Consider the following 16,258-nt stretch of genomic DNA (forward strand, 5'->3'; position numbering starts at 1 on the left):
GGCGGGGAGTACGTCAACTCGAAACACAAGATTACGTTGAACTCACAATTCATTCTTGGCAAGCGGCGGCCCGCATTTACTATGACTTGCGCCGCCAAGGGCTTACCGTTCGCAGCCCCATCGATTGCTGTATTGCTCAAGTCGCACTGGAAAACAATTTACTTTTGATTCACAACGATCGCGACTTTGAAACCATTGCCCAAGTGCGATCGCTCCAACACCTTCGCTTTCAACCTTGAGTCTTTCCTGCAAAATACCAATGAGCAACTGCTGCTTGAAGAGTGCTGGGCAGCAACCTACTCGATCCCTGGCTCATAATAATCAATCATCAACTATCCGCAGCCAGCCGCAACTCCCGCAAAATCTTTTCTCGATCGCGCGCAATTTTTATAGCAGTTTCCCAAGTAAAAGTAAAAGATTGAAAAGAATCAGAATCAATCCGATCTTCATCCAAATCCACAATCACCTGCTTAAAAATCTCAAATAACTCTTCTTGCAATAAATCAATTTCATCCAAAGTTTTAGCTTGGCGAATTTTTTGAATCAAACTTAAAATAGCCAAATTAAACTGATCTGCTTGATTCTTTTGTTTCTCTAAAAAGCGCGAGCGCAACTGCCAAAGCCAAGACACAAAAAGCGTTACGATTGACAATGATAAACCCAGAAAATCAGAATTAGCAACCCAAAAATCCGGCTTTTCGCGATCGTAATAAGCCTGAGCGCCCTCATGTAGGGGCAAAGCCAAACCCCCATTTCCTCCAGGCTGACTAATCATTGCCGCCAGCGAATTAGCAGCTACCAAATTGCGGCGGTACTCGAACAAAATTCGCGTAATTTCCCGCACGATCTCCGGATCGACATCCTTCCGGGCCAACAGAGTAGCCTGCACTCCCACGGTCGCCAAATCTGCATCGGGAACAGCCGGATCGGCTTTGTAAGTACCCTTAGGAATCATATCGGCTTCCAAATAAGGCAACTTTATTTTCATGGCAGATCCTTGGTCGATCTGTACTAGCTTTCCCTGCGTATTTTGCAGCAAGTTTCTAACCAGATCGCTGCCGGGAGGCAGTACCCTGAAAATAGCATCAACCTCCCCATTACTAAATAATTTACTAGCCTCTGTCCAAGAATTTGGAGTAAACATAAAATCGGTTTCTTTTAAACCATAATGTTCGCTCATCAACCAAAAAGAACTGTAAGAACCACTGCCTCTTGCCATCAGTGCAATATGTTTGCCTTTTAAATCCGAAATACTTTTAATTCCCGACTGTTCGGAAACAATTAAATGAAAAACTTCCTTAAACAACGAAGCTATTACCCGAGCAGAAGGTACCGCAGCCGTATCGTTTTGTACGATCGCTAACTGAGCCTCATTCGACTCAAGCTTCCGCATATTTTCCTCAGCACCTTGAGTTTCAATAACTTGAATGCGGATGCGCGGATTGTGTTTCACGACGACATCAGCAAGTGCCTGTCCGAAAGGGTAATAATTCCCAGTTTTTGTTCCCGTGGCCAGTGTTAATTGATAGACTCGCTCCTTGTCTTGGTGAAGCTTCCAGCCAAAAGCTCCAATCAGGACAAAGCTTAAGAGAGCAACGGGCAGCAGTAATTTACTTTGCATTGATGTTGAGACTCGATCGATAATGGCAAAATTACAAGTATTGTAGTTGAAAATCAAAAGAAGACTCGGGAAATTCGACGCGCCCGATAGGGGAGGAGTCAATGCCCTGCGCGGGCCCCATTCCCAATGCCCCATTCCCCATTCCCTATGCCCCATTCCCCATTCCCAATTCCCCATTCCCAATTCCCCATGTTACTATCCCTCAGAATAGAAAACTTTGCCCTAATTGACCGCCTGGATCTAGACTTTGGCCCGAGTTTGAACGTATTTACAGGGGAAACCGGGGCTGGAAAATCGATTATCTTAGATGCGATCGATGTAGTTTTGGGCGGGAAAGTCGATCGCCGATCGATTCGCACCGGAGCAACGCGGGCAATATTGGAAGCTACCTTTGAATTAGACTCATCCGCCGCCAAGTGGCTCTTCGAGCAAGAAATCGAACCCATAGATGGCAATTTAGCCGTTTGCAGCCGGGAAATTAACGTATCTAGCGGTGCTTTGCGGAGTCGATCGCGTTTGAACGGAATTCTCGTCAACCGCCAGTTAATGGAGCAACTGCGCGATCGGCTTGTGGAAATTACGGCCCAAGGCCAAACCGTCCACCTCGGCCAAGAAACTCTCCAGCGAGAATGGCTGGATTTGTACGGTGGTAAAAAACTCACTCAAGCGCGATCGACAACCAGCACCGCGTGGCTGGGGGCTGCCAGCGCCAAAACAGCCCTCAACCGCAGGCGTCAGTCGGAACAACAGCGGCTGCAAAGACTGGATTTGTTAGAATACCAAGTCCGAGAACTTAGCGAAGCCCACATCGAAGACGGCGGGGAACTCGAACAGCTAGAACAAGAATCAATCCGCCTCGGCCACGTCGTCGAATTGCAGCAGCAGAGTTACCGAGTTCACCAGACCCTTTACCAAAACGACGGCGATAGCGCCTCAGCCGCCGACTTGTTGAGCAAAGCCGAGGAAATTTTAAACGACATGGTAGTCTACGATGTCCAGTTGCAACCAATTTTAGAAATGGTCAGCGACGCCCTAGCTCAAGCCACAGAAGCCAGCAGCCAAATTAGCAGCTACGGCGAACAATTAGAAGCAGATCCCGAAAGACTCGAAGAAGTAGAAGATCGGATTCGCGAACTCAAACAAATTTGCCGCAAATACGGGCAGCTCTCAGAAGCGATCGCCTACTACCACAGCATCCAAAACGAACTAAACGAACTTTTAGAAGGAGGCGAGTCAATGGAAGCCTTAGAACTCGCATATCAGACCGCATTAGAGCAATTAAAAGACGCTTGCAGCCACCTCACCATCCTGCGGCGCTCCGCAGCCCTGAAACTCGAAACCCACCTCGTGGGAGAACTTAAGCCCTTAGCGATGGAAAAAGTCCAATTTCAAGTCGCAATCTCGCCCTGTAGCCCAACCGCCACCGGTGCTGACCAAATTGCCTTTTGTTTCAGCCCCAACCCGGGGGAACCGCTGCAACCTTTGGGGGCGATCGCCTCCGGGGGAGAAATGAGCCGCTTTCTACTCGCCATCAAAGCCTGTTTTTCCCAAATAGAAAGCGCCGGCACCCTAATTTTTGACGAAATCGATGCCGGAGTCTCCGGGAGAGTCGCCGGTGCGATCGCCAAAAAGCTCTATCAACTCTCCGACAAACACCAAGTTTTGTGCGTCACCCACCAGCCCCTAATCGCCGCCATGGCCGATTGTCATTTTCGCGTCAACAAACAGACGATCGCAGCAGAATCAAGTATCGGCGAAGCAGCCAACACCGCACCGGGCGAACGCACAGTAGTCAGAGTTGACTCCCTCAACAGCCAGCAGCGGCGCGAAGAACTCGCCCAACTCGCCAGCGGTCGATCGGCCCAGGAGGCGATCGCCTTTGCCGAATCACTGCTCGTCGAAGCCGCCGGATTGCGCCAAAGTCAGTCCGCCAAACCCTCAAATTAGCAGCATTGCTCCCGAATCGCCAATCAAAAATAGTGTTGTGAGTAAATCCACCTAACGTGAACTACCCACCACCAACGCTTGCGCCCATGGTGGGGGCTTCCGACTTCGACGGCGACTGCCTCACAGATGTCTTTCGACCCTCCAGGCGATCGGGGGGTCAAAAGGCGGAGTTTTCCAGAACCGGAGGTTACACTAAAAAGGACAACTGCAAATCTTACAAAAAAAGCTCACAGCCCCCTGATTTTAGTCTAGGGATTCGAGGGCATAGCAGCAAAATTGACAGAAATTCTAGTTAAAAAGCACAATTGTGTACAGAAGGGCACACATCACCAACAAAAACTGGTGGTGTCACAATTGCCCCTAGTCCTAGAATGCCATCCCTTTTTTAGCAGTCCTGCAACACGCATTCCTGTTCCTGCGGGCAATCTCTGCGACAGGGCAAACCTACTTCAACCGGGCGCGCACAATGCCAAAATCACTTAATAAACCATTAAAACACCATTCGCAATCTCTCAAAAGATTCCAGCCATCACACCGTGACCTTACCGTCTCCCTCGCAGTTGACCAGTAATGCCAACTGCATCTCTCTTGCCCTAGGCCCGGACTTCTGTAAACTGGGAAAAGTTTCACACATACTTGAGTCAGGTGCGGTCTGTCACTCAAAAGATGAACTTGCCCGCTGTCCTAGCTTAGACTAACCCTTACACTTAAGCTTCTGTAAAGGTCTATGAATCCTCCTGCATCTTCCACAAATTACTCTTCTCTCGACAACGTGATAGATGTCACTCCTATCACCAGTGAAAATAATCATCAAGAACCCTACTCTCCCCCTACGCCTCCTCCCGCCGAACCCGAACCCGAACCCGAACCTGTGGCTGCCCCGGCCCCTGCTAGCAGCAGTGCCATTATCCCGCGCCAAGGAGTTACCAACATTCTGGCGCACCTAAATAAGGAAAGTTCTGTAGCAGCAGTTAAGGAAGTAGAAGAAAAACTTAAGGTTGTCAATCAAACCCTCGGAATGCTCGACAACATCCTGGAGAGCGAGGGATTTGATGCTATCCTCAACGATATGTTGCAGTCGATTACCCTCAAAACAGGGGAATTGCTCAATGCCGATCGCACTACGATATTTTTATTAGACGAGGACAAAAATGAACTCTGGGCGATCGTCGCTAAAGACGAAAATGGCAAAAGCCTAGAAATCAGAGTTCCCGCCCACGTGGGTATTGCAGGAGAAGTAGCCACTGAAAAAAAAGTGGTTAACATCCCTTACGATTTTTACAGCGATCCGCGATCGGCTAACGCCAAAAAAATTGAGGAAAAAACGGGCTACCGCACTTATACAATGCTGGCAATGCCGCTGCTCAAGGAAGGAACAAACGAGTTAGTAGCAGTCGTTCAACTGATTAATAAACTAAAACCCGATCACCAAAATCACGCTACTATCCACGAACAAATCGACAAGAGTGGATTCACGGAAGAAGACGAACGAGTTTTCAATGAATTTGCTCCCTCGATTCGCCTAATTCTCGAATCCTCCAAATCTTTCTACGCAGCAACTCAGAGACAGCGGGCCGCCACGGCGCTGATGAATGCCGTCAACGCTCTTTCTAAGAGCAGTCTCGACTTAGAAGATACCCTCAAAAGGGTGATGGATCAGGCCAAAGAACTCATGAATGCCGATCGCAGCACCCTGTGGCTGATCGACGAAGATAGAGATGTACTGTGGACGAAACTCCCCAACAAAGAAGGCATACTTACAAAAATTTCCATACCCAGAACAGCAGGTTTTGCAGGTAGTGTTGCCGAATCGGGCAAACCGCTGCTGATTCCCTTTGACGTGTACGACAACCCCAGCGCCAAAACTTCGCGAGACACCGACGAAAAAACCGGGTACCGCACTTGCAGTATGCTGTGTATGCCAGTGTTTAACTCCGACAATAAATTGATTGGAGTTACGCAGTTAATCAACAAAAAACGACAAGGAGAATTCCCGCCCTACAACCCAGTAGATTGGCCAAACGCCCCCGAACAGTGGAAAGCGAGTTTCAATAAAAACGACCTGGACTTTATGAAGTCGTTTAACATCCAAGCAGGAGTGGCGCTGCAAAACGCCAAACTGTTTGCAGAAGTCAAACAGCAAGAACAAAGACAAAAAGATATGCTGCACGCCCTGACAAACGGCGTGATTTCTACAGATAAAAAAGGCAATATAGTCGCAACAAATCCCAGTGTCCAAAAATTACTGGGTATCAGCGAGGCCGAATTAGCCGAAGGCCAATCTTTGCGGGAGTTAATTAAGTTAGAAAAAGGCGATTTCCCCAGGTGGTTCGATGCGTCTCTGTCTCCCAAAAACGAGAAAGATCGCCAGCAGTATTACCCCGATCAAGTTTTGCTCTCCTGTGAAGGAGAATCGCAGAGTATCAATCTCTCGATTAACTCAATGACTGACGCTACCGATCCCAACAAGGTCAACGGCGCGTTAGTCGTCATGGAAGATATTAGCAGCGCCAAGCAAGTCAAAAACTTGATGTACCGTTACATGACTCCAGAAGTAGCCGAAGCGCTGTTAGCTTCAGGGGATACAGGATTGGGCGGCAAACGGAAGGAAGTTTCGGTGTTGTTCTCAGATATTCGTGGCTACACCACACTTACGGAAAAATTGCAAGCCGAAGAAGTGGTGGAGATGCTCAACAAATATTTTGAAGTGATGGTAGATGTCGTATTTGAGTACGGAGGCACTCTCGACAAATACATTGGCGACGCTCTGATGGCAGTTTTTGGCTCTCCAGCGCCCCTCATAGATGATGCCTGGTGCGCCATGCAAACCGCAGTGAAAATGCGGAAAAAACTAGCAGAATTCAATAAAGCTCGCAAAGATAATCACGAGTTACCCATCAGTATTGGCATGGGTATACATTCCGATCAAGTGGTCAGCGGCAACATCGGCTCAACTAAACGCATGGAATTGACTTCCATCGGAGACGGCGTAAACCTCGCCTCTCGCTTAGAAGGCGCAAGCAAGCAGTACGGAACTGATTTAATTGTCAGTGACAATACTTGCAGAAAGTATAAAGATAAGCTCCACCTGCGAGAACTAGACTTTATTACTGTCAAAGGCAAAAGCGAACCCGTGATCATTTACGAACTCGTCGGCATCAAAGCAGGCTGCTCCGACATTGGCGAAGACCTCGACCCCAAAAAGGAAAAAGCTATCACAGCTTACAATGAAGGTCGCGAATATTACAAGACACCAGTCACTCAAAAACTAACCGATGAGGAGGTAAAAAAAATATTAAATAATGTGGCGGAGATGTCGGATACACAAATCAAGAAACTTTCCTATACAGTCGAGGAACAGTTGGAACACGAACTCAAGAAGTTGTTACATCAACTCAAAAAGCTGTCAGAATACGATCGTAAAAATCTGTCGGAAGCAGACAAACTAATTGAGGTGTTGCAGCCAGAAATTGAACTGCTGAAATTGGAAGGTATCAAAAACCTCTCGGAAGATGAAGCAAAAATGTTGCTGCAAGCCAAAATCAAGCAGCTATCAGCAGAGGATATCAAAAACTTGCAGGAGGGCGAGATTAAAAAACTGTTGGAAGTAGACATCTTAGAAGCATCAAATCCCAAAATTAAAAGGCTGAAACCCGCAGATATCAGGCAGCTATTGCAGGCGAAAATTAAAAGTCGGGCCTCGGAGACAGTTGCAGAAATGCTAGATGAGGAATTTGAAAATCTGGGCCTCGATCGCGTCAAAAAAATCCTCAGCGAGTTTAAAAAAGCCTTAGAACCAAAAGCCAAGGAAGCTTTTAGAGACGCAGAAAGCAAATTTAACCTTGTTCTGGAAGTTGATCCCAAAAACAAGGCAGCTAAACTGCACGTCGATCGCTGTGGGTTATATAAGCTCAGCCCTCCCGACGTACTAAACTGGGACGGCGTGTGGAATCTCACAGAAAAATAGCAGCGGCGCCTGGGCGCGGAGGCGATCGCGATCGGGGGTGCACCTCCCCTCCAATCAATTAACCTTAATATCCTGTTGGGGCAATTTTAAATCAGCTCCAACAGGTATGATTGTTAGATAACCCGACAAGAGACTCGCTTGCCTCGCCACCGCCAGATACCCGCATTGTCCGGTGTTTGGCGACAACAAACACAGCACTTCTACCTTCAGAAGAGCTTCAAAAAGAATTAGGACTTGCGCCGGCATTACCCAGTTTCTCAGAAAAATCTGGGGCAAAGGCGACCTAACATCCACTCAAAAACCGGGTTTTTTACCCCGCGCCCGTAAGTCTTAATAACTTTGGCGGCTCCTGAAAGCAGCTTGCTTTCAGCAGAAAGCTAAGGTTCTAGTCTTAGATATAGAAAACTACTAGCATCAGTTATGGATAATTGGAATTCGCAATCGGGAGATATTGAGTCGGTAGATCAGGTTTACCAACTATTGCTAGAGATTGCCCGCAGCTCGCTCTCAGATATCCCCAGAATCCCCGAAAACATCACTCAAAAGTCTCTTCCCCTGCTCCAAAAATTACAAAGCATTCAGCAAAGACCGCAGGGACAAGCGTTTAAATCTGATTCGTTTTCGGTAAACGATCTCGAATGGGTGGCTCAAGTCCGCCAACTGCTAGAAGAACTGACCCGCCAGTCTTTGTCGGAACGGCCAAAAATGCCAGAAAACATGGCAGGCAGAGCTTTGACTCTGGCAGATAAGGCACAAAGCATCAAAGAAACCATAGAAGAAAATGCAGCCCCCAGCCCAAAAGATGAAGATGAGAACTCGTTTCAGTCTCCAGAGGCGCTGCTGAATCTATTGCACCAGAGTTTAAAAACTCAGCGGGCCAAAAGCTACCAACCAGACGCTCCCGAATGGCACCAACTCTTGACCATGCTAGATGTAGTACAGTCAATTTACAAGCAAATTCAACGTTAAATGACAAATGACGTGCGATCGCTCAACACAATTTATCAGAGGCTCGATCGCCGCGCCGATCGTATTCAGCAGGGAGACAGGCTCAGAAGGCAAGTTGCCAGACATCAGCACAGTTCAACCAAAACATGAGGTTGGCTTTCGAGTCCGGCCTGGCGATCGCGAGTTCGATTCCGCTCAAATAAAGTCGGGCGCATCAAAACATCGACGGAATCAGACTCGAGATCGTGACGTAGCGATCGAGTTCTCGATCGAGTGCAATAGCCGCTCGCTTTTGAAAAATCCGCCGGCAGCGTCGAAATTTGTAGCAAAGTGCGGTAAGGATCTATGTCTCGGCAATAATAAAGCTTTGGAGAAAGCCCGATCGCTCTTAAAATGCTATCAAAGGGGTTTAATAGTTGAAAATGGGAAATTTGAGATTCAAGTCTCAATCCCAGTCAAAACCTATAGCGGTTCTCAGAAAAGCTCAACTTTACTTATAGCAACTGGCTGTGCATGGCCCAAGTCTGGGGGTTGCACAGCGATGGCTAGAAAAAGTACGGTTCGGCCGTGAGAACCGATATCGCATTCACCCCGATCACTTGTTAACTTGGAGATATTGAATTGTGGACTTATCGCTAATTCCGGCACAGCCGAAACCAGGACTGCTTAATGTCCTGATCGAAATTACCGCCGGTAGCAAAAACAAATACGAGTTTGATAAAGAGATGCAAGCCTTTGCACTCGATCGCGTGCTCTATGCCTCAGTCCAATATCCTTGCGACTACGGCTTCATACCCAACACCTTAGCCGATGACGGCGACCCCCTCGACGGCATGGTGATGATGGACGAGCCCACATTTCCAGGGTGCATCATCGCGGCCCGTCCGATCGGAATGCTGGAAATGATCGACGGAGGCGACAGAGACGAAAAACTGCTGTGCGTTCCCGACAAAGACCCCCGTTACGCTCACGTGAAGTCCCTCAAAGACGTAGCCCCCCACCGCTTGGACGAAATAGCCGAATTTTTTAGAACCTACAAAAATTTGGAGAAAAAAGTGACCGAAATTCTGGGTTGGCAAGATGTCGATCTAGTAATGCCGCTAGTCGAAAAGTGCATCGCAGCCGATCGCAAATAAGTAGTACCTTGCGCCTGCATCCTCGACTGCAACCCGACAAAAAATTCAGGAAGCCCAACTTAATGCAACCGATCCGCGTCTAGGACGTGCAGTCGAGGAGGGGGTGGCTAGAATGTAAAATCATTCGTGAATGCCGAGCCACCGGAACGGCATTCCTCAACCAGCCACCCCGCCACAATCTTGAAAAAAATCTTAGTCATAGAGTAAGATTAAGCGCAAATTCTCAGGAAGCGGGCGAATGCGTTCTAATTGTGAGGAAAGTTTACCCGAACACTAACATCAACGCTATCTTAATCTCAGGACAGTGCCGCACGCCAGGGATCCCACAGGGTGCAAAAATGGTCTCTAAAGCGCGATCTCTGTTACAGCAACCGATCGCGCACAGGTTGAGGCTTCTAACAACCCAAGTGTTCGGTAAGTCTAGATTTCCGGGTTGGGTACTCGGATAGTTTCCTATAAAGCGTTTTATAGTACGGATTGCTAAAAACAAAACACTAAAAACTAAACACTAAGATCTCAACTCCCAAGTTCCTGCGCCCAAACCTAAAAAAGATGCCAGATTCCGCACCCTCTCAAACCACTCCACAGCCTTCAGATCGGAAAGCCAGTATGGAAAATAGTCCTTTGACCGAGTTTGTCGTTCAGTTTTGGGGCGTGCGGGGCAGCATCGCCACCCCCGGCAGCAAAACAATTCGCTATGGAGGCAACACCTCTTGCGTAGAAATGCGATTGGGCAAAAAACGCCTGATTTTTGACGGCGGCACTGGTCTGCGAGTTCTGGGCCTCAACCTGCTGCGACAAATGCCGGTCGAAGCTCATATGTTTTTCAGCCACACTCACTGGGATCACATTCAAGGATTCCCGTTTTTTACTCCTGCCTTTATCCCCGGGAACTGCTTTCACATTTACGGAGCGATCGCCCCCAACGGCACTACAATCAAACAGCGTCTTGCCGATCAAATGCACCACCCCAATTTTCCAGTCCCCATCCAGGTGATGCAGTCAGACCTCAAATTTAACGATTTGACGCCGGGGGATATTCTCGAACTCGATGATGTGAAAATCGAAACGGCACTGCTCAATCACCCCAATACTGCGATCGGATATCGAGTCACCTGGGAGGGACACACGGCCGTCTACTGCACCGATACAGAGCATTTTCCAGATCGGCTGGACGAAAATGTGGTACACCTAGCTCGCGGCGCAGACGTGCTCATTTACGACGCCAACTACACCAACGAAGAGTATTACGACTTCAAAAACCCAAAAGTCGGTTGGGGACACTCAACTTGGCAAGCCGGAGTAGAAATAGCGAAAGCTGCGGGAGTCAAAAAGATCGTGATGTTTCACCACGATCCGGGTCACGACGACAATTTTCTCGATCGCGTTGAAGCAGACGTGCAAGCAGCTTTCGCCAATAGCTGCTTGGCCCGCGAAGGCATGAGCATACCAGTGATCTAAAAAACCCATCCATGGGGGCTGGGAAAAAACTCCTCCAGACCGCAGAAATTAGCAGCCAGAAGGCAGAACCAAAATGAACCACAAAACCCCCCCCAAGCGTCGCTCTCGTGCCTTGCGGGGGCTTTACTCAACCTTGCTGGTGTTGATAATTGTCTGCTGTACCGGAGGCGGATGGGTGGCAGCCCAGACGGCAGGCTCCAACACTCCGGCGCGACTTGCTCAGGTGTCTGCTATTGAAGATAATGGCACTGTCGATCGCATCCCCGAACGCTACCAACTCGGACAGCAACTCTACCTAGAAAACTGCGCCACCTGTCACATCGGTTTACCGCCGCAAGTATTGCCAACAGAAACCTGGCGCCGGTTGCTGCAAGATTCGCAACACTACGGGCAAACCCTGAAACTCCTAGTAGACCCGCCCCGCCTGCTAGTCTGGAACTACCTGCAAACTTTTTCGCGTCCCCAAGCCAAAGACCAAGAACTCGCCTACCGAGTCGCCACCTCTCGCTATTTCAAAGCTTTGCACCCCAGAGTCAAGCTGCCGCAACCGGCAAATATCAGCAGTTGCGCTACTTGTCACCCCGGCGCGTCTAAATACAATTTCCGCCAGCTTACCTCTGAGTGGGAAAATTCCCCGTAACGAAGATTAGGTTCGCTCCTGTAAATAACTTACAATTTTAATTATTGTGGGGTGGGCGTCCCGCCCGCCCGTCCAGAAAGAGCGGGCGGGACGCCCACCCCACAAGCTTGTGTAAATTATTTAATTTCCATTCCTTAGGTTCGATCCTTTGGACTTCAGTCCTCAAAATTTAGGAAAATTATCAATAAAGTCCTTACGACAAACCACTGAAATTAGGACTAAAGTCCTCACTACAAACCTATTTTATACAGTTTGTAGTGAGGACTTTAGTCCTCGGGAAAAGAAGGACTGAAGTCCTCACTACAAACCTGTTTCTTAGCCCGTATTCCGCATCCCGGCTGCAATACCATTAATCGTCAGCAAAGCTCCCCGCAACAACTCACCCTTGCTGTAACGGGAGTGAATCACCCCAGGTACTCCGCCAGTACCGTGTTGCCGCAAGCGTTTCAGCAGCGAAACCTGCAACAAACCCAAAGGCACAATTGTGGCATTTCGCAACTGCACAGAGCGCTGAAGCGATGGATCTCCATCCAACAAACTCTGGTGTCCGGTAATAGTTAAAACCAAACCCCGAATCAAGTGGAATTCCGCAGCAATTTGCTCGAACAAAGCCTTAAAACGCTCTCTGTCAGCCGGTAACGCCAATTCCCTCATGTAGTGTTCTGCAATTTGCAAATCCACCTTAGATAAGGTCATTTCTACCTTGGAAATTACCATTCTAAAAAATGGCCATTTCAGATAAAAATACTGCAAAAGTTTTAAATGTTCTTCCGGTTCTTCCAGCAAATACTCTTGTAAAGCTGTGCCGACACCGTACCAAGAAGGCAACAACACACGGGTTTGAGTCCAGCTAAACACCCACGGAATTGCCCGCAAACCGCTGATGTCTTTCTTGCCACCACGGCGGGCCGGGCGAGAACTAATTTGCAACTGACTGATTTCTTGAATCGGGGTAACGTGGTGGAAGAAATCTACTAAATCCGGCTGTTCGTAGATTAAATTACGGTAGTGCGATCGCGATTTCGCCGATAACTCTTCCATAATCTCGTTCCAAGAGTCGATTCCATCGAAACCAGTGTGCAGCAAACTAGCTTGAATTACCGCAGCCGCCACGGTTTCTAAATTGTAAAGCGCTAACTCCGGCAAAGAATATTTAGAAGCCAAAACCTCGCCTTGTTCCGTAATCTTAATTCGCCCGCTGATACTCTTTCCGGGCTGAGCCAAAATCGCTTTGTAAGCAGGCCCGCCTCCGCGCCCTACTGAACCGCCACGGCCGTGAAAAATTCGCAATTCTACTTCGTGCTTTTCCGCAACCATTTGCAAAGCTTTTTGAGCTTTGTGAATTTCCCAATTGCTGCTGAGGAAACCCGAATCTTTATTACTGTCCGAATAGCCCAACATTACCTCTTGCAATTTGAGGTTTCGGATTGGACTGTGGAGATTTTGTTTGTCTTTTTCCGCTACTTCCTGCGCGTATCCTCCGCTTAGCAAAGCTCGATAAAGTGGCAGTTCAAATATCTGCTGCATTACTTCCGGTGCTTTTTTCAAATCTTCCACCGTTTCAAACAAGGGGACTACTTGAATGCTGCTAATTCCTGTCGCCGGATCGTAAAGTCCTGATTCTTTTGCTAACAGCAAAACTGCCAGCATATCGCTGACATGGTGGGTCATGCTGATGACGTAAGTTTCGCAAATTTCCGGGCCGAACTCCTGGTGCATTTGCCGCAATATGCGGAAGGTATTAATTGTCTCGCAAGTTTTGGGAGAAAATGGCAATTCTGCGGGAATTAATGGGCGGCGAGTTTGCAATTCTGTTGCTAGCCATATCACTCGATCGCCTTCTGACATTTCATTGTAAGATTTGGGCAAAATTTGCAAGTATTCTGCAATTTCGCTCAAAGCGTCGGAGTGTACTGTTGACTCTTGGCGGATATCTAGGTAAGCCAAGTTAAATCCGTAGATTTCTATTTGACATAGCAGATTTTCCAAGTCCCGACAGCTCAAACCGGTTTCGACTAAATTGCGCTCGATGAGCTGCAATTCGGTCAAAAACTCGGTTCCCGATCGATAAAGGCCGGTCATTCCGGGATGTTCCGACAAGGCTTCGCGCTCCCGCTGCAATTCGTCTCCTTTGTAGAGGCGCCAGTTGCGATCGCGCGTATTTTCCAGTCGCTGGAGTACGTAGGCGAGTTTCAACCGATAGGGCTCTTGACGGTAGCGGATCGCCCACTGCTCGTAAACCTCGGGAAATTCGGATTTGTCGCGATCGAGCGATTCGAGCAATTCCGGCAATACGTCGCTCCAGTGCAGCGACAAACTCAAAAGTTCGTTCAACCGCTTCACCGCATTGATGTACTTGCACAGCACTAAATGGCGTTGATAGCAAGCAGTTTGCCAAGTAACTTTTGGGGTGACAGAAGGATTGCCATCTCTGTCGGAGCCTACCCAAGAACCGAACTTGCAAAAATTGTAACTAGGTGGTTTCAGGTAAGGGTAAGAAGCGTGGAGCGCTTGCTTTAAGCGTTGGTAGAGCTCTGGAATCGCATCAAACAGCACTTCGTCGAAGTAGTGCAGGGTGTACTCCACCTCGTCAAGCACAGTCGGTTTGAATTGGTGCAGCTCGTCAGTGCGCCACCAGAGGCGAATTTCTTCCATGAGTTGCTCTTGAAGAGTCGCAGCTTCCCAGGAAGACACCGGGTAGGGGCTTTCTGAGTCTGCCCCGAGTACCTGAAATTTCTCGTCAACTTGGTCTAGCTTTTGGAGAATCTTCGCCATCCGGCGCTGCTTGGTGCGGATCGTGTTGCGGACAATTTCTGTCGGGTGGGCGGTGAATACTAAGCGGATGTCTAACTGATCGATCAAGCGCTGGATTTGCTGGCTGGGTACGTTCAAGCGCAGCAGCATCGGGAACAGTTGGTGAAATGTTCCGGCGTCTTTGGCGATCGCCTCGCTGCTGTCTATCTTGCTCAGAGCTGTTTGGGCGGGGCCTTCCCTGTGTCGCGGGCGATCGGGCGCATCCGTTGCTTGTCCCGGCAGCTTAGCAAACATCCGCCCACCAGCATCGTTGCTGCCAATGTAAGCTAGCTGCTGGTCTCGCTGTTCGTAGTGCTGTTCGACAATGTTGATTAACTGAAAATACAGTGCAAAAGCGCGAGCGGCGCGGATGGCTGCGTTGAGATCGAGTTTTTCGATTAGCTGTAGGACATTCGACTCGCGAAAGTGAGTGGCTTGTCCCTCGGCCGAATTGACCGATCGCATTTGTTGGAGCAAATCCACCAATTCCTGCCCGCACTCCTGTCGCAGCACCGATTCCCACAAGTCCTCTACTACTTTGAGGCGATTGCGCAGAAACAGGTCTGATTTTGAGTAAGGGGCAGAATGGGGAATAGATGGTGTATCAATAGCCTGTTCTGAAGACTGGAGGACTGAACTCATCGGGCTGTTCCTCAATAGCTGCGGGTGTCTAGAAAATTGTATTGTTTAGTTTCACCTAAAAAACTTTTATTTGCAGTCAAATTTGAGACATCTTATACAATTTGCGATTTGCGAGTGCGGATGACTGATGACAATGGTTTGGAGTACGGGGCTTCCCGCTCGTCTTTCGGTGAAGGCACTGATGGAGAGGCTAGAAGCAAAGACAAATTTTAACAGCACGGATTCTACCGACTGTCAAGCTTTTTCGTCAAAAAATTTGGCTTTGAACTTGACTTGAGATTTCTAGTCCTGCGAGTGAGGAAAGTTGAGCACCGGGAGGCGCGAACCCCGAAAGACTTCTTCGCTTTCAATGCCGATCGAACTCACAAACTCAGCAGCAGCTTTTGCCGCCAGCAAACCGCCCAGCATGGGTAAGGCGACCAAGCTCAATAAAATATCTGAGGGAACTGGCAACTTTGGACTGTGAGGTGTTTGATTCTTGGGCAAGTCTTGGTTTTCCGAGGACATAAATCCTTCCTGCGTATTCTGTTATCCCTAGTTTACAGGCTAGGGCGGGTAATATGCCTCGTTGTATCCTAGATTGGAGCAAGCTCTGGTGTTCTTCCAAGAATTAGTGCCGTGTCGATCGCACGCTCCTACAGAGCTGCGTGTCGAAATCCCCTGAAGGATGTTACACAAAAATGAGATGGCTCAATCGCCCTCCGCATCGATCGCCCGTAAAGTCCAGTGTACAAAAGCTCGATCGCCCGATCGAAGATATGTCTAAAAGTTCGATCGCCCTCCAAGTCGATCGCACAAAACAACTCGCCCCCAAAGTCGATCGGCCCAAAGGAAATTTTACCCGGTGTACGATCGCCCACAGGGTGTAAAACTATCGACAATGATTCGATCGCTCATAAAGTCGATCGCCCTCCGCATCGATCGCCCGTAAAGTCCCGTATACAAAAGTTCGATCGTTCGATGGGAGCATCCCGGTTTTGCAAAAGCCTCAAATAGCCAAGAGATCGTTGAGGTAAGCACAACGAAGTTTTAGCATTTGATTGACATTTTTTTTCAACCATTGAGCTCCAGAAATTTTCAACCTTCTATCTATTTGTTTGACA

At 48.5% G+C, this 16,258-nt stretch carries 13 protein-coding genes and 2 pseudogenes; 9 read left to right on the top strand and 6 right to left on the bottom strand.

The window, feature by feature from the left end:
• Positions 1–44 precede the first annotated feature (44 nt).
• Positions 45–239, top strand: a pseudogene (locus JGK39_RS03165) (PIN domain-containing protein); the annotation flags it as partial.
• A gap of 89 nt (positions 240–328) precedes the next feature.
• Here JGK39_RS03165 and JGK39_RS03170 read toward each other — a convergent pair.
• Complete coding sequence (locus JGK39_RS03170; RefSeq protein ID WP_293251275.1) at positions 329–1,798, bottom strand: TAXI family TRAP transporter solute-binding subunit; 1,470 nt, start codon at positions 1,796–1,798, stop codon at positions 329–331.
• 12 nt (positions 1,799–1,810) lie between these two features.
• Here JGK39_RS03170 and recN point away from each other — a divergent pair, with 12 nt between their 5' ends.
• Together recN and JGK39_RS03180 are read left to right on the top strand one after the other, a co-directional pair.
• Positions 1,811–3,568 carry a DNA repair protein RecN gene (gene recN, locus JGK39_RS03175; protein WP_293251273.1) on the top strand — a complete coding sequence of 586 codons (1,758 nt, stop codon included), beginning with the start codon at positions 1,811–1,813 and terminating at the stop codon, positions 3,566–3,568.
• Between the two features lie 727 nt (positions 3,569–4,295).
• On the top strand, positions 4,296–7,535 hold the full coding sequence (locus tag JGK39_RS03180) for an adenylate/guanylate cyclase domain-containing protein (RefSeq protein WP_293251271.1): 3,240 nt from the start codon (positions 4,296–4,298) through the stop codon (positions 7,533–7,535).
• Between the two features lie 54 nt (positions 7,536–7,589).
• On the opposite strand, the gene JGK39_RS03185 is transcribed toward JGK39_RS03180, so the two are convergent.
• The gene (locus JGK39_RS03185) at positions 7,590–7,781 is read right to left on the bottom strand and encodes a hypothetical protein (RefSeq protein ID WP_293295732.1); all 192 of its coding nucleotides are present in this window, start codon (positions 7,779–7,781) and stop codon (positions 7,590–7,592) included.
• Between the two features lie 174 nt (positions 7,782–7,955).
• On the opposite strand from JGK39_RS03185, the gene JGK39_RS03190 reads away from it, so the two are divergent.
• Positions 7,956–8,504: an inorganic pyrophosphatase gene (locus tag JGK39_RS03190; RefSeq protein WP_293251267.1), complete on the top strand. Its 549-nt coding sequence runs from the start codon at positions 7,956–7,958 to the stop codon at positions 8,502–8,504.
• Positions 8,505–8,633, top strand: a complete 129-nt coding sequence (locus JGK39_RS03195) for a hypothetical protein (protein ID WP_293251265.1) — start codon at positions 8,505–8,507, stop codon at positions 8,631–8,633.
• Here JGK39_RS03195 and JGK39_RS03200 read toward each other — a convergent pair.
• Entirely contained in the window at positions 8,609–8,932 is a 324-nt protein-coding gene (locus tag JGK39_RS03200; protein WP_293251263.1) for a hypothetical protein, read from the bottom strand. The two genes, JGK39_RS03195 and JGK39_RS03200, sit on opposite strands and share 25 nt — an antisense overlap.
• Before the next feature lie 174 nt (positions 8,933–9,106).
• On the opposite strand from JGK39_RS03200, the gene JGK39_RS03205 reads away from it, so the two are divergent.
• The 3 genes from JGK39_RS03205 to JGK39_RS03215 all read left to right on the top strand — a co-directional run bounded on the left by JGK39_RS03205 (position 9,107) and on the right by JGK39_RS03215 (position 11,720).
• A complete protein-coding gene (locus JGK39_RS03205; protein ID WP_293251261.1) occupies positions 9,107–9,619 on the top strand; it encodes an inorganic diphosphatase in 513 nt (170 codons plus the stop codon).
• A gap of 609 nt (positions 9,620–10,228) precedes the next feature.
• Positions 10,229–11,080 (top strand): MBL fold metallo-hydrolase, encoded by an 852-nt coding sequence (locus tag JGK39_RS03210; protein WP_293251259.1) that lies wholly within the window; start codon positions 10,229–10,231, stop codon positions 11,078–11,080.
• Positions 11,081–11,153: 73 nt separating this feature from the next.
• Positions 11,154–11,720 (top strand): diheme cytochrome C, encoded by a 567-nt coding sequence (locus JGK39_RS03215; protein WP_293251257.1) that lies wholly within the window; start codon positions 11,154–11,156, stop codon positions 11,718–11,720.
• Positions 11,721–12,035: 315 nt separating this feature from the next.
• Here JGK39_RS03215 and ppc read toward each other — a convergent pair whose 3' ends face one another.
• Together ppc and JGK39_RS03225 are read right to left on the bottom strand one after the other, a co-directional pair.
• Positions 12,036–15,155, bottom strand: a complete 3,120-nt coding sequence (gene ppc, locus JGK39_RS03220; RefSeq protein WP_293251255.1) for a phosphoenolpyruvate carboxylase — start codon at positions 15,153–15,155, stop codon at positions 12,036–12,038.
• Between the two features lie 282 nt (positions 15,156–15,437).
• Positions 15,438–15,662 carry a hypothetical protein gene (locus JGK39_RS03225; protein ID WP_293251253.1) on the bottom strand — a complete coding sequence of 75 codons (225 nt, stop codon included), beginning with the start codon at positions 15,660–15,662 and terminating at the stop codon, positions 15,438–15,440.
• Between the two features lie 173 nt (positions 15,663–15,835).
• Between JGK39_RS03225 and JGK39_RS03230 the strand changes: the two genes are divergently transcribed.
• Positions 15,836–16,024: a hypothetical protein gene (locus JGK39_RS03230; RefSeq protein ID WP_293251251.1), complete on the top strand. Its 189-nt coding sequence runs from the start codon at positions 15,836–15,838 to the stop codon at positions 16,022–16,024.
• 119 nt (positions 16,025–16,143) lie between these two features.
• On the opposite strand, the pseudogene JGK39_RS03235 reads toward JGK39_RS03230, so the two are convergent.
• Positions 16,144–16,258, bottom strand: a pseudogene (locus tag JGK39_RS03235) (ISKra4 family transposase); the annotation flags it as partial.

The sequence above is a fragment of the Microcoleus sp. PH2017_12_PCY_D_A genome (assembly GCF_020738565.1).
In the GTDB taxonomy this organism is placed as follows: Bacteria; Cyanobacteriota; Cyanobacteriia; order Cyanobacteriales; family Microcoleaceae; genus Microcoleus.

What these genes read in the sequence shown, in the direction of transcription:
- JGK39_RS03170 (WP_293251275.1), bottom strand. Translation starts at nt 1,798, where the DNA reads ATGGGGAATTGGGAATGGGGAATGGGGCATAGGGAATGGGGAATGGGG.
- JGK39_RS03195 (WP_293251265.1), top strand. Translation starts at nt 8,505, where the DNA reads ATGACAAATGACGTGCGATCGCTCAACACAATTTATCAGAGGCTCGAT.
- JGK39_RS03225 (WP_293251253.1), bottom strand. Translation starts at nt 15,662, where the DNA reads ATGTCCTCGGAAAACCAAGACTTGCCCAAGAATCAAACACCTCACAGT.
- JGK39_RS03215 (WP_293251257.1), top strand. Translation starts at nt 11,154, where the DNA reads ATGAACCACAAAACCCCCCCCAAGCGTCGCTCTCGTGCCTTGCGGGGG.
- JGK39_RS03190 (WP_293251267.1), top strand. Translation starts at nt 7,956, where the DNA reads ATGGATAATTGGAATTCGCAATCGGGAGATATTGAGTCGGTAGATCAG.
- JGK39_RS03210 (WP_293251259.1), top strand. Translation starts at nt 10,229, where the DNA reads ATGGAAAATAGTCCTTTGACCGAGTTTGTCGTTCAGTTTTGGGGCGTG.
- ppc (WP_293251255.1), bottom strand. Translation starts at nt 15,155, where the DNA reads ATGAGTTCAGTCCTCCAGTCTTCAGAACAGGCTATTGATACACCATCT.
- JGK39_RS03230 (WP_293251251.1), top strand. Translation starts at nt 15,836, where the DNA reads ATGAGATGGCTCAATCGCCCTCCGCATCGATCGCCCGTAAAGTCCAGT.
- JGK39_RS03185 (WP_293295732.1), bottom strand. Translation starts at nt 7,781, where the DNA reads ATGCCGGCGCAAGTCCTAATTCTTTTTGAAGCTCTTCTGAAGGTAGAA.
- JGK39_RS03180 (WP_293251271.1), top strand. Translation starts at nt 4,296, where the DNA reads ATGAATCCTCCTGCATCTTCCACAAATTACTCTTCTCTCGACAACGTG.
- recN (WP_293251273.1), top strand. Translation starts at nt 1,811, where the DNA reads ATGTTACTATCCCTCAGAATAGAAAACTTTGCCCTAATTGACCGCCTG.